The 13,579-nt window shown below is 74.1% G+C and carries 10 protein-coding genes; 8 read left to right on the top strand and 2 right to left on the bottom strand.

From position 1 onward, the window contains the following. Positions 1–128: 128 nt before the first annotated feature. Positions 129–1,157, bottom strand: coding sequence for a phosphatase PAP2 family protein (locus ACFXPK_RS27480; protein ID WP_385003896.1), 1,029 nt, complete (start codon positions 1,155–1,157; stop codon positions 129–131). Between the two features lie 428 nt (positions 1,158–1,585). On the opposite strand from ACFXPK_RS27480, the gene ACFXPK_RS27475 reads away from it, so the two are divergent. Beyond that, on the top strand, positions 1,586–3,370 hold the full coding sequence (locus tag ACFXPK_RS27475) for an MFS transporter (protein ID WP_385079630.1): 1,785 nt from the start codon (positions 1,586–1,588) through the stop codon (positions 3,368–3,370). Positions 3,371–3,447: 77 nt separating this feature from the next. Continuing rightward, complete coding sequence (locus ACFXPK_RS27470) at positions 3,448–4,668, top strand: acyl-CoA dehydrogenase family protein (protein ID WP_385079627.1); 1,221 nt, start codon at positions 3,448–3,450, stop codon at positions 4,666–4,668. A gap of 10 nt (positions 4,669–4,678) precedes the next feature. Here ACFXPK_RS27470 and ACFXPK_RS27465 read toward each other — a convergent pair whose 3' ends face one another. After that, the gene (locus tag ACFXPK_RS27465; protein ID WP_385003890.1) at positions 4,679–5,116 is read right to left on the bottom strand and encodes a cell division protein SepF; all 438 of its coding nucleotides are present in this window, start codon (positions 5,114–5,116) and stop codon (positions 4,679–4,681) included. 276 nt (positions 5,117–5,392) lie between these two features. On the opposite strand from ACFXPK_RS27465, the gene ACFXPK_RS27460 reads away from it, so the two are divergent. From ACFXPK_RS27460 to ACFXPK_RS27435, 6 genes are all read left to right on the top strand, one after another. Then, positions 5,393–6,595, top strand: coding sequence for a DUF5685 family protein (locus ACFXPK_RS27460; protein ID WP_385079624.1), 1,203 nt, complete (start codon positions 5,393–5,395; stop codon positions 6,593–6,595). A 420-nt stretch (positions 6,596–7,015) separates the two neighbouring features. Beyond that, positions 7,016–9,040 carry an FAD/NAD(P)-binding protein gene (locus ACFXPK_RS27455; RefSeq protein WP_385079622.1) on the top strand — a complete coding sequence of 675 codons (2,025 nt, stop codon included), beginning with the start codon at positions 7,016–7,018 and terminating at the stop codon, positions 9,038–9,040. Next, entirely contained in the window at positions 9,037–10,119 is a 1,083-nt protein-coding gene (locus tag ACFXPK_RS27450) for an LLM class flavin-dependent oxidoreductase (RefSeq protein ID WP_385079619.1), read from the top strand. Before ACFXPK_RS27455 ends, ACFXPK_RS27450 begins: the two co-directional genes overlap by 4 nt. Then, the gene (locus tag ACFXPK_RS27445; protein ID WP_385079616.1) at positions 10,116–11,480 is read left to right on the top strand and encodes an NtaA/DmoA family FMN-dependent monooxygenase; all 1,365 of its coding nucleotides are present in this window, start codon (positions 10,116–10,118) and stop codon (positions 11,478–11,480) included. Before ACFXPK_RS27450 ends, ACFXPK_RS27445 begins: the two co-directional genes overlap by 4 nt. Next, on the top strand, positions 11,477–12,274 hold the full coding sequence (locus ACFXPK_RS27440; RefSeq protein ID WP_385003880.1) for a DUF1684 domain-containing protein: 798 nt from the start codon (positions 11,477–11,479) through the stop codon (positions 12,272–12,274). Before ACFXPK_RS27445 ends, ACFXPK_RS27440 begins: the two co-directional genes overlap by 4 nt. 262 nt (positions 12,275–12,536) lie before the next feature. Then, the gene (locus ACFXPK_RS27435) at positions 12,537–13,436 is read left to right on the top strand and encodes a S1 family peptidase (RefSeq protein WP_385003878.1); all 900 of its coding nucleotides are present in this window, start codon (positions 12,537–12,539) and stop codon (positions 13,434–13,436) included. Positions 13,437–13,579 lie beyond the last annotated feature (143 nt).

Below are 13,579 nucleotides of genomic sequence, written 5' to 3'. Positions count from 1 at the left end.
GCCCCACCCCCCCCCCCCCCCACCCGCACCCCCCCCCTCGACCCCCCTAACCCCCGCCCGGCCGCCGGGGGGTTTTCGGGCGCCCACGGGGGAGAGGCGGCGTGTGCGTACCGCCCCCGTGCGGGCTCTCAGCCGCCCGTCAGGGGCCGGGAGCGGGGCGGACGGCGGCTGCCGCCCGCCGGGGTGACCGGGGTGCGCTCCGAGCGCACCGCGTGCGGACGGGGCTGGGTGGTGGTGAGCTGGCCGGTGGTGAGCTGGCCCGTGGTCCGGCCGCCCGTGGTCCGGCCCCCGTGCGCCGGGCCCACGGCCTCGCAGGGGGTGCCCTCCACGGCCTGCTGCGCGCCCTGGGGCACCGTCTCGGGCCGCCTGGACGGTCCGTCGCTCCCGGTGTCCGTGCCGGTCACGGGGGCGGTGGGGGTCGGGCCCCGGCGGGCGCGCCAGCGCTCGCGGACCGCGAAGACCGCCTGCTCGGCGCGGCCGATCAGCGGCTCCGCCCACGGCAGCCCCAGCAGGATCAGCAGCCCGGCGGCCCAGCCGAGGAGCACATCGCTCAGCCAGTGCGTACCGAGGTAGACGGTGGTCGCGCCGACCCCGAGCGCCACCAGGGACGACATCACCGAGAGATAGCGCCTGGCCCGCGGCGTGGTGGCCAGATAGGCCAGGATTCCCCAGGTCACCACGGCGTTGGCGGTGTGGCCGGAAGGAAATATATCGCCGCCCGCGAAGAGTTCGGCCGAGCCGATCTGCGTCGCGTAGTGCGGGCCGAGCCGCCCGAGACCGAGCTTGACCGCGCCGACGGTCACGTTGAGCAGCAGCAGCGCCGCGCCGAGGGTCAGCAGGGGGCGCAGCGTGTGCTGGCGCCAGGAGCGCCAGCCCAGCCAGGCCGCGATCATCACGGCGGTCGGGCCGCGCTGACCCAGCACCACGAAGTAGTCCAGGTAGGGGTGGATGACCGGCCACTGCTGGTAGGGCCGGAAGAGCATGATCTTCCAGTCGATGATCACCAGCGAGGACGAGACGAGCACGGCGACGACGATGGCGAGATAGAACGCCAAGGTCCCGCCGAAGAGAACCTTACGAGTCCGGCTCATCCGCGGGATCTCTATCTTCGGCGGTTCCGGCTCCCGGTCCAGGCGGGCAAAGATGTCGGTACGCACGTAAAGGACGTTACAGCGAGTGAGTGAGCGACCCGGCCGATCCGGTCCCTTCGTGATGACGATGTGATGTGGACTATGTCTCGGATCACATTTCCGTAAGAGCCGTCCGGGAAATCGCCAGGGCCCTTCGACCCTATTCATCGGGACCCCCTTCCGGGGAGTGTCTTTCTGCGGAACCGAATTAGTTCACCGGGGCGTCGCGCGGAATTTCCCTCACGCTCGTGTCGTGTCCGGTGCCCCCGCCTGGCACGGGCGACGTGGCGTACGCCACACTCCCTGGTCAGAGCGGTGAGAGATGCACCACGCGCCACGCGGGAACACTCGCGTACGCTGACGGCTCACTTCGCCCGTCGATGCCGGGCCAACCCGCGGGGACCCGTGTCCCCGTCGGCCCGCCGAGCGCGAGGGACGCATTGGGAGGTACGCAGATGTCCGGGACCACCACGGCCGGAGCGCGGGTGCGTGCGGCCGGTGGCGGTGCGAACCGCTGGCTCGTCCTGCTGATCCTGTGCGTCAGTCTGCTGCTGGTCGCGCTGGACGCGACCGTGCTGCATGTCGCCGTACCGGCCGTCACCGCGGACCTCCGCCCCAGCGGGGTCGAGCTGCTGTGGATCGTGGACGCCTACCCGCTCGTCTGCGCGGCGCTGCTGATCCTCTTCGGCACCCTCGGCGACCGCGTCGGGCGACGGCGGGTCCTGCTGACCGGATACGCGCTCTTCGGGGTCGCCTCGGCGCTCGCCGCCTTCGCGGACAGTCCACCGGTCCTGATCGCGGCGCGCGCCCTGCTCGGCGTCGGCGGCGCGATGATCATGCCGGCCACCCTCTCCATCCTGCGCGCGGTCTTCCCCGACCGGCGCGAACGGGCCATGGCCATCGGGATCTGGACGGCGGTCGCCGCGGTCGGGGCCGCGGTCGGCCCGGTGCTGGGCGGTTTCCTCGTCGAGCACTTCTGGTGGGGCTCGGTCTTCCTGGTCAACCTCCCGCTGCTGGCGGTCCTGATGCCGCTCGGCCGCTTCGTGCTGCCCGAGTCGAAGGGCGCGGGCGACGGCCCCTGGGACGTCCTCGGCGCGCTGACGGCCGCGGCCGGGGTGCTCGGGGTCGTCTACGGGGTGAAGCGGCTCGGCGCGGGGGAGGGGCCGCTCGGGCCGATGACGCTCGTCCCGCTGTGCGCCGGGGCCGCGCTCCTCGTCCTCTTCGTCCGGCGGCAGCGGCGCAGGGCCCATCCGCTGATCGACGTCCGGATGTTCGCCAGGCCGACGTTCTCCACCTCCGTCGGCTGCATCGTCCTCGCCATGCTCGCGCTGGTCGGCCTGGAACTCATCGCCGTCCAGTACCTCCAGCTCGTCCTGGGGCTCAGCCCGCTCCAGACCGGGCTGCGGCTGCTGCCCCTCACCTTCGCCGCCATGGCCGCCGGGGTCACCGGCTCCGCCACCCTGCGCCGGATGGGGCCGCGCCGGATGGTGGCCTGGGGTTTCGTCCTCACCGCCGCCGCCGTGCTGCTGCTGGTCATGATGGGCCAGCACGACCGGCCCGCGCTGCTGACCACCGGGTTCGTGCTGCTCGGCTTCGGGCTCCAGACCACGCTCTTCGGGGCGTACGAGTCGATGCTCAGCGAGGCCCCGCCGGAACAGGCGGGCGGCGCCGCGGCGATCGGCGAGACCTCCTACCAACTGGGCGCGGGCATGGGGATCGCCCTGCTCGGCAGCGTGATGAACGCCGTGTACGCGCCCGCGATGGCCTCGGTGAAGGGCGTCCCGCCGGGCGCGAGCACCGCCGCCGCGGACTCGCTCGGCGAGGCGTACCAGGTCGCCGCCCGGCTCGGCGGGTCCGCGGGACAGGCACTGCGGACGGCGGCGCGCGAGTCGTACGTGCACGGCCTCCATGTGACGCTGCTGGTCAGCGCCGGGCTGCTGCTGCTCGGCGCGGTGGCCGCGCTGCGGCTGCCCCGGGTCATGGAGTGCCCGGCGCCCGCCGCCGAGGAGGAGCTGCGCGCGCCCTCCGCCGCCGTGGACGCCGCGTCCGTGGCACCCGCGTCCGCCGGGACCGCCGCGGACGAGGGGCGCCCGCCCCCGCGCGGCCCCGAGCGGCCCCGCCCGGCCGACCACCGGCCGCCCCGTATGCGCACGTCGCCGGAGCGGGGGCAGACCCCCGCGGGCGTACCGGCGAGCCGGGGACCCGCCGCACCGGCCGGGTCTGGACGCGCTCCACGCTGAGCCGTAACGTTCGGCGCCGATGCGGTGTGTCGTGATCGGCTCACCGTCCGTTCCGTGCGAGCCGCCGGAGGCGTGCCATGTCCGTACTGTCAGCGGCCCAGCCGCCCTTCGACCCGCGCGACCCCCTCGGCCTCGACGACCTCCTCGACCCGGAGGAGACGGCGATCCGGGGCACCATGCGCGCCTGGGCCGCCGACCGGGTCATGCCGTACATCGCCGAGTGGTACGAACGCGGCGAGCTGCCCGGCATCCGTGAACTGGCCAAGGAACTCGGTTCCCTCGGCGCGCTCGGCATGTCCCTGGAGGGATACGGCTGCGCGGGCGCGAGCGCCGTCCAGTACGGACTGGCCTGCCTGGAGCTGGAGGCGGCCGACTCCGGTGTCCGCTCCCTGGTCTCCGTACAGGGCTCGCTCGCCATGTACGCGATCCACCGGTACGGCTCCGAGGAGCAGAAGCGGCGGTGGCTGCCCGGGATGGCGGCGGGCGACACCATCGGCTGCTTCGGCCTCACCGAACCCGACCACGGCTCCGACCCGGCGGGCATGCGGACGTACGCCCGGCGCGACGGCACCGACTGGGTGCTCGACGGACGCAAGATGTGGATCACCAACGGCTCGGTGGCGGGCGTCGCCGTCGTCTGGGCGCAGACCGACGCCGACGGGGAGACGGACGGCCGGGGCGGCGGGATCAGGGGATTCCTCGTACCGGCCGGCACCCCCGGGTTCTCCGCCCCCGAGATCCGCCACAAGTGGTCGCTGCGCGCCTCGGTCACCAGCGAACTCGTCCTGGACGGGGTACGGCTGCCCGCCGACGCCGTACTCCCCGGGGTGACCGGGCTGCGCGGGCCGCTGAGCTGTCTGGGCCACGCGCGGTACGGCATCGTCTGGGGCTCGATGGGCGCGGCGCGGGCCGCGTTCGAGGCCGCGCTCGACTACGCGCGGACCCGGGAGCAGTTCGGCCGGCCGATCGGCGGCTTCCAGCTCACCCAGGCGAAACTCGCCGACATGGCGCTCGAACTGCACAAGGGGATCCTGCTCGCCCACCATCTGGGGCGGCGGATGGACGCGGGCCGGCTCCGCGCCGAACAGGTCAGCTTCGGCAAGCTGAACAACGTACGGGAGGCGATCGAGATCTGCAGGACCGCGCGGACGATTCTCGGCGCCAACGGGATCTCGCTCGAATATCCCGTGATGCGCCACGCGACGAACCTCGAATCGGTGCTCACCTACGAGGGCACCGTCGAGATGCATCAGCTCGTGCTGGGCAAGGCGCTCACCGGCCTCGACGCGTTCCGGTGAGCCGCCCTGCTCAGCTCTGGTTGAAGAAGCCGTCCTGCGGGCGGCCGGCGGCGTCACCGGTGACGATCTCGGTGTCGGCCGGGCTGAGCAGGAAGACCCGGGTGGCGACCCGGTCGATGGAACCGCGCAGACCGAAGATCAGTCCCGCGGCGAAGTCCACGACCCGCTTGGCGTCGGCGGGCTCCATGGCCGTGAGGTTCATGATGACGGGCGTGCCGGCCCGGAAGAGTTCGCCGATGGCCCGGGCGTCCCGGAAGGACTCCGGGGAGACCGTGGCGATTCTGCGGTCCTGCTCCTGGGCGGTGGACTCGGGGGCGACCCGCATGCGGGGCTCGCTCCGCCAGGTCTCGCCACTTTCAGCACCCTCGGCGTACTCGTCGTCGTAGTAACGCTCGTCGTTGTCCTCGACGAGGCCCAGCCAGGCACTCGCCTTGCGCACCGATCCCATGGACGCCTCCTTTCACCGCGGTCACTTGACGTTCCCTATCCCTATCGTCGTCCATCATGCGGATCGTGCGCCAAGGGGATAGTCGGCGCGCAGGCGATTCGTGACGGTACTGGTGCAGAAGATGTGGCGATTCGTCAAGGTTCTTCCAGGATACGGGCCCTGAGGTGGTGCAAAATATTACGTTCCGGCCAGATGGGTGACGTTGACGTCGTCCGGGTGAACGGCTCACTCGATACGATGCGTCGCGCATGGAGGAACGGCACTCGGGGGAACGTCGTGTTCGGAATCGTCAGGCCCTGTGCGCACCGGCTCGGCGCCGCTCTCAGGACGGAGTGGACCGCCCATCTCTGCGGGCTCTGCCTGGCACTTCGCGCCGACCACGGACAGTTCGCCCGGATCGTCACCCACTACGACGGCCTGATCGTCTCGGTCCTGACGGAGGCTCAGACCCGCAGGACTCCGGAGCTGCGCCGCACCGCGGGTCCCTGCCCGCTGCGCGGGATGCGGACGGCGCCGGTCGCGCGCGGCGAGGGCGCGCGGCTCGCCGCCGCCGTCTCGCTCGTGCTGGCCTCGGCGAAGGTACGGGACCACGTCGCCGACGGGGACGGGCTGTTGCGGCGCAGACCGCTGGCGGCCGCCGCGCGCCGGGTCGCGGGCGGCTGGGACCGGGCGGGCGCGCGGGCCGGCGCGGAGCTGGGCTTCGACACCGCCGTCCTGGTCGACGCCGTCGACCGGCAGCCGGGGATCGAGGCGCTGGCCGGCCCCGGCACCCCGCTGCTCGCCGTCACCGAGCCGACCGAGACGGCGACCGGCGAGGCCTTCGCGTACACCGCCGTCCTGGCCGGGCGGCCGGGGAACCGGGAGCCGCTGGCCGAGGCGGGCCGGCTCTTCGGACGGCTCGCGCACCTGCTGGACGCCGTGGAGGACCAGGAAACTGACGCGCTGTCAGGGTCCTGGAACCCGCTCACCGCGACCGGCGCCTCCCGCGCGCAGGCCCGCCGGATCGCCGACGACGCGCTCCACGGCATCCGGACGGCGCTGCGCGACACGGAGTTCACCGACGGCCGGCTGGCGCATGCCCTGCTCGCGCACGAGCTGCGCGCCTCGGTCGACCGCGCCTTCGGTACGGCGGGGTGCGCGCACACCGGGAGCGGCAACCCGTACGGGACCCCCGGCGGGACCCCGTACGCCCTCCCGGGCGGGCCCCCTCCGGGGGTCCCGGAAGGCCCGGAGAAGCCGCCCGGGAAGCGCGGCCTCCTGGCCGGCTGCGCGGTCTTCACCGGGCTGTGCTGCACCTGCCGGATGTGCTGTGCGAAGGAGTACGAGGGCCCCTGGTCGCGGAAGAAGCACGAAGGCGTCTGCCGCGACGGTGACTGCTGCGAGGCGTGCGGTGACTGCTGTGAGGGCTGCGGCAACTGTTGCAGTTGCGGCGAGAGCTGTGGCAACTGCTGCGGATGCTGCGACTGCGGGGGTGTCTGACGGCGCCGGGCGGCGCGCGTCGGACGGCGGTACGAGGGGAGGGGAAGGGCCTGGAGCTGGAGCGCTGCGTGTGAAGGCACGCGGGGGAAACGGCGCGGCGGGCGCCGCGGAAGGTACGGGGCGGAGCAGGGCGTCAGCTCAACAGGAAGAGGACCACACGCGACCGAAGTCGATGTGGGAGCGCGTGACCAGCCACTGCTGCGAGTACATGAGCCAAGTGGAACAGGCATCCGTTTCCGCGTCAACCGGCCCCGCCCCGCGCTGAGACGGACGGCTCACAGTGCGGACAGGCTTGACAACAGGCCGTACGGGCCGCTTAGCCTCATCCCCGCAGACGGACCCCGCTGAGGGGCTCGGTCCGTCGGCGTTCCGCGTGAAGGCACCTCCCGTGTTCGATCTCTGCATCCACGGAGCCTTCCCATGCCCGCGTCACCGGATCCGGACCCCCTCCGCACCCCGCCCGTCACCCCGTCCGTCGTCGTGATCGGCGCGGGCCCGCGCGGCACCGGCTTCCTGGAGCGGATCGCCGCCAACGTCCCGGCCCTGTACGGCGGTCTGCCGTTGGACATCCATCTGGTCGACCCGTTCCCGCCCGGCGCGGGACGGATCTGGCGGCGCGACCAGTCCCCGCTGCTCTGGATGAACTCCATGGCCGAGGACGTGACGATGTTCACCGACGAGTCGGTCGCGCTGGAGGGCCCCGTGCGCGCGGGGCCCGCGCTCGACGCCTGGGCCCGCGACATCACGGCGGGCCGCGCCCGCCTCGCCGCCGAGACCGGGACCCCGTCCGCGGGGGACGCCGCGGACCGGGCCGGGCTGCTGGCCGAGATCGCCGCCCTCACCGGACAGAGCTTCCCCAGCCGCCGGGTCCAGAGCGCCTATCTGAGCTGGGTGTACGAGCGGACGGTGGCCGCCCTGCCGCCCGGCGTCCGGGTCCGTCTCCACCCCACCGAGGCGCTGCGCGTCCGCGGGGAGCGCGGCGGCAGGCAGCGCGTGACGCTCGCGGGCCGCGCCGAACCGCTGGAGGCCGATCTCGTCGTGCTGACCCTCGGCCACCTCGACGCCGAACCCGACCGGGAACAGGTGGAGCTGGCCGGATTCGCCCGCCGCCACGGCCTGCTCCATCTGCCCCCGGACTTCACCGCGGACAGCGACCTCTCCGCCCTGCCCGCCGGTGAGCCCGTTCTCGTGCGCGGCTTCGGGCTCGCCTTCGTCGACCTGATGGTGCTGCTCACCGAGGGGCGCGGCGGCCGCTACACCGGCGCCGCGGCCCCCTCCGACGAGCTGGTCTACCACCCGTCGGGGCGGGAACCCGTCCTCCATGTCGGCTCCCGGCGCGGTGTCCCGTACCACTCCAAGATCGGTTACGGGCTGACGGGGGAGCGTCCCCCGCTGCCGCGCTTCCTCGGGCCCGCGCAGATCGACGCCCTGCGGGCCGGTCCCGGCCGGCCCGACTACACCCGCGACATCCGGCCACTGGTCGAGAAGGAACTCGGCTTCGCCCACTACCACCGGCTCTTCACGGCCCACCCCGAGCGCACCCGCGTCGACTGGACCGACTTCGAGGAGAAGTACGCGGCGGCCGACCCCGGCAGCCCCGCCCTGGACGCGCTGGTCGGCTCCGCCGTCCCCGACCCCGCCGACCGGCTCGACCTCGCCGCGCTCGACCGGCCGCTGGAGGGGGCGAGGTTCGCCTCGTACGACGCGCTCCAGGACGGACTGCGCGCCTACATCACCCATGACCTGGCCCGCCGGCACGATCCGGCCCACAGCGCGGACCTCGGGGTCTTCCTCGGGCTGCTCTCCGTCTACGGCCAGCTCGTCCGTCTCGGCGACCTCGGTGACCCCGGCGGGCGGTGGCACGGCTTCTTCAGCTATCTCGCCTCGGGGCCGCCAGGACCCCGGCTGCGGCAGCTCCTCGCGCTCTCCCGGGCCGGGGTCGTCCGCTTCCTCGGCGCGGACACCACCGTCGAGGCCGACGAGCGCCGCGGACTCTTCCGGGCCGGCAGCGCCTCCGTACCGGGGGAGTACGTCGAGGCCCGCGCCCTGGTCGAGGCGCGGCTCCCGGACGCCTCGCCGGAGCGCACCCTCAGCCCGCTGCTGCGCGCCCTGTACGACGAGGGCGCCGCCGCGATCTCCCCGGGCGGACTGGTCCTGGTCGACCCCGGCGACGGGCGGCTCGTGGAACGCGACGGGCGCCCGCACCCGCGCCGCTTCTCGCTCGGCCCGTACACCACCGCACGCTCCAGCGGGGCGTTCACCCGGCCGGGTACGGGCGGCCCCGCGTTCCGCCAGAACGACGCCACCGCGCGGGCCGTCCTCACCCTGCTCGCCGGGGCGTCCGCCCGTACGGCACGCGCCGTTCCCGGACGCCGTGTGCCGTCCCCCCACTCGACGGACGGGCCGGACCAGCCCGTCGGAAGCCGGAAGGCAGGCCCGTCATGACCGCCACCCGCCCGCTGCACCTCGCCGCCGAGATCGGCGGCCCGCCCCGGTACGACGCCGCGTCCTACGTGGAACTGGCCCGGCTCGCCGAGCGCGGCTCCCTGGACTTCGTGACGCTGCGGGACTCCTTCGAACGTCCCGGGCCCGACGCGCTCGCCGTGCTCGCGCGGGTCGCCCCCGCCACCGAGCGCGTCGGACTCGTCCCCACCGTCACCACCACCCACACCGAGCCGTTCCACCTCTCCACGGCCGTCGCCACCCTGGACTGGGTGAGCCACGGCCGGGCGGGGTGGCTTGTCGACGTGTCGACCACCACCGCGCAGGCCCGGCTCTTCGGCCGCCGCCCCGCCGCGCCCCCCTCCGCCCTCTGGTGGGAGGCCGGCGAGGTCGCCGACGTGGCCGCCCGGCTCTGGGACAGCTGGGAGGACGACGCCGGGACACGCTCCACGTCGACAAGGCGTTTCATCGACCGCGACAAGCTCCACCCTGTCGACTTCGAGGGCGCCGCCTTCACCGTGCGCGGTCCGTCCACCGTGCCGAGGCCGCCGCAGGGACACCCGGTCACCGTGGTCGACATAGCGACCGGACGCATCCCCGCCCTCACCGAGACCGCCGCCCGGCACGCCGATGTCGTCCTCGTCAGGGCGGGCCTGCCCGAGGAGGCGGCGGACCTGCGCGTACGGCTGCGGGCCCGCGCCGCCGTCCACGGCCGCGACCCCGCCACCCTGCGCGTCCTGGCCGCGCTCACCCTCGACTTCCACGACGGCGAGCGCCCCCGGGACCCCGGAGCGGCGCACGGCGCGCACACCGCCGCCGGCGCGGCGGGCGCGCACTACCGGGGCGGCCCCGTCGACCTCGCCGACCTCATCACCCGCTGGCACGACAGCGGCGCCGTCGACGGCTTCCACCTGACCCCCGTCGAACCCCACCGCGACCTCGAACGCCTGGTCAACGGCACCGTCGCGGTCCTCCAGCACCGCAGCCTCTTCCGCACGTTCCACCCGGGCGGCACCCTCCGCGAACATCTGGGCCTCGCCCGCCCCGCCAACCGGTACACGAGCGCGGGGGGAGCGTCATGACCACCGAGCCGACCGCGGCCGTCCCGCCCGCGCGTCCCGGCGCGCGCAAGCGGATCCACCTCGCCGCGCATTACCCCGGGGTCGACAGCACCACCGTCCGGGCCGACCCCCGCTCCCGCTCCCGGATCGACTTCGCCTCCTTCGAGGCGCTGGCCAGGACCGCCGAGCGCGGCACCTTCGACTTCTTCTTCCTCGCCGAGGGGCTGCGGCCGCGCGAACACCACGGCCTCGTCCACGATCCGGACGTCGTCGGCCGCCCCGAGCCGCTCACCGTCCTGAACGCGCTCGCCGCCGTCACCGACCGGCTCGGTCTCGCGGCCACCGTGAACGCCACCTTCAACGAACCGTTCGAACTGGCCCGCAGGCTCGCCACCCTCGACCATCTCAGCGCCGGCCGCGCCGCCTGGAACGTGGTCACCTCCTGCGACGCCTCCACCGGGGAGAACTTCCGGCGCGGCGGCTATCTCGACCGGGCCGACCGCTACACCCGGGCCGCCGAGTTCGTCCGTACCGCCCGGGAACTGTGGGACTCCTGGACGCCGCCCGCGCCCGGCGCCCCGTACGGCACGCCCCGGCCCTTCGCCCACCGCGGGCCGCAGTTCGAGATCGCGGGCGAGTTCACCGTCCCGCGCTCCCCGCAGGGGCATCCCGTGATCATCCAGGCGGGCGACTCCGACGAGGGCCGGGAGTTCGCCGCCTCCGCCGCCGATGTGATCCTCACCCGGGGCGCCACCGAGAAGGCGGGCCGCGCCTCCTACGCCGACCTCAAGGCGCGGCTGGCCGCGTACGGCAGGAAGCCGGACGACCTCAAGATCATGCCCGGGGTCACCGTCGTCCTCGGCGACACCGACGCCGAGGCGCGGGAGCACGCCGCCGAGATCCGCGCCCAGCAGGTCTCCCCGCAGCACGCGCTGCTCGCCCTGGAACAGGTCTGGGGCCGCGACCTCTCCGGGTACGACCCCGACGGGCCGCTGCCCGAGATCGACCCCGACCCGGACTCCTCGCCGGTCCAGGGCCGCGTCCGGGTCGCCGACCCGCTCGCCGTGGCCGCCAGGTGGCGGGCGCTCTCCGAGGCCAAGGGGCTCTCCATCCGCCGGACCGTCATCGAGACCACCGCCCGGCAGTCCTTCGTGGGCGCCCCGGAGACCGTCGCCGCCGAGATGGACGCCTTCGTCTCCGCCGACGCGGCCGACGGCTTCGTCCTCGTCCCCCCTCCCACCCCGGGCGGACTCGACGACTTCGTCGACCGGGTGGTGCCGCTGCTGCGGGAGCGCGGCGCCTTCCGTACGGAATACGAAGGCACCACCCTGCGCTCCCATCTCGGGCTCCCCGACCCGGTATGGAAAGGTGAAACAGCATGACAACGGAGAAACCACCCGCCCCCGCCCAGGAGTGGGCCGACTGGCACGCGCACCGCACCGTCACGGTCGCCGCCCCGTACGGACCGCTCGCCCTCACCGGCACCCACTGGCTCGCCGACCACCCCGACGGGAGGCTCCCCGGGCTCCCGGGCGTGTGGCGCGAGGACGGCGACACGGTCGTGCTGAGCGCGGCGCCGGGCGACGGGCTGACCGCCGACGGCGCGCCCCTCGCCGGGGAGATCGGACTCGGTGCCGACACCGGACGCTTCGACGAGGCCAGGATCGCCGCAGGACCGCGCAGATTCGTCGTGCTGCGCCGCGAAGGACAGTGGGCCGTACGCGACGTCGACCCGGGGTCCGCGGCGCGCCACGCCTTCCGCGCCATCGACGCCACCCCCTACGACCCGGCCTGGACGCTGCCCGGCCGCTTCCGGCCGTACGGGGCGAGCCGCACCGTACGGGTCGGGAACGCCGACGGCCGGGAACGGGGTCTCGGCCTCGGCGGCGAGATCGCCTTCACCGCGGGCGGCGCGGAACACACCCTTCAGGTCGCGGTGGAGCCCGACGGTTCGCTGTGGGCGGTCTTCGCGGACGCCACCGCCGCCGGCGGCTTCCCCTTCCGCTTCCTGCGGCCCGCCGCCCCGGCCGCCGACGGCACCGTGACGGTCGACTTCAACCGCGCGCTGCTCCCGCCCTGCGCCTTCGCCGACCACTTCATCTGCCCCTTCCCACCGCCCGGCAACACCTTGCCCATCGCCGTCCCGGCGGGCGAGCGCGCGGTCCTCACCGACTGACCCCGGCCCGTCTCCCGCGGCCGGTGTCCCCGGCCGGGGCGCCACCCCTTGCGACGCCTCGGCACCGTACGCCCCACTGGTCCTTCACGCGGCCAAAACCCGCCCTTGCGGGGGGAGTTGAGGCCGCCAATACTCCCGTGCAGCGCCGGTCGAGGCGTGGCGCGTCCCGGGCGACCCCCGGGCGTCCCGCGCCGCCGACCGCGCCTCACGGGCCCCTGAACCCCACCAACGGGCCCCCGATCCCCCTCGGGAGGAACGACCAGTGAGGATCAAGCGCACCACCCCCCTCAGCGGCGTGGCAAGACGCATACGTCTGATCGCCGTCACCACCGGAATAGCCGCGGCGGCGGCCCTCGCGATACCCACCGCGAACGCCGCCCAGCCCACCACGTTCAGCGCGAGCCAGCTCACCGCGGCGAGCGAGGCCGTACTGGAAGCCGATGTCGCGGGCACCGCCTGGGCCGTCGACCCGGCGACCAACTCCCTCGTCGTGCAGGCCGACTCGACCGTCACACCGGCCGAGGTCGACTCGCTCAAGCAGGCCGCCGGGGTCAACGCGGGCGCGCTGCGCGTCGAGCGCACCACGGGCACCCTCTCCAAGCTCATCTCGGGCGGCGACGCCGTCTACGCCACGAGCTGGCGCTGCTCGGCCGGGTTCAACGTCCGCAGCGGCTCCACGTACTACTTCCTGACGGCGGGCCACTGCACCGAGGGCCTGCCGCCCTGGTACACCAGCTCCGCGCACACCACCAGCATCGGGCCGTCGGCCGGCAGCAGCTTCCCCGGCAACGACTACGGCCTCGTGCGGTACTCGAACACCTCGCTGGCCCACCCGGGCACCGTCGGCAGCGTCACCATCACGGGCGCGGCCAACGCCACCAACGGGATGTCCGTCACGCGCCGCGGCTCCACCACCGGCATCCACAGCGGTTCGGTGACGGGGCTCAACTACACGGTGAACTACGGCAACGGCGACATCGTCAGCGGCCTGATCCGCACCACCGTCTGCGCCGAGCCGGGCGACAGCGGCGGCCCGCTCTACTCGGGCTCGCTCGCCATCGGGCTGACCTCGGGCGGCAGCGGTAACTGCACCTCCGGCGGTACGACGTACTTCCAGCCGGTGACCGCGGCCCTGAGCGCCTACGGGGTCACACTGGTCTAGCCCGCCGTCCTCCGGGGGCCTGCGCCCCCGCGCGGGGCGGGGGCCCCCCCCGGCGGGCCCCGCGGGGGCCCCCCCGCGCTGTGGGGGATCAAACCCACGCGGGGGCCCCGCGGCGCCCCGGGGGGCCGGGAAGAGTGTAAAAG

This window comes from Streptomyces sp. NPDC059142 (assembly GCF_042755665.1).
In the GTDB taxonomy this organism is placed as follows: Bacteria; Actinomycetota; Actinomycetes; order Streptomycetales; family Streptomycetaceae; genus Streptomyces.
Note: the sequence above shows the minus strand (reverse complement) of the source record. Positions and strands in the feature narration are given on the sequence as shown.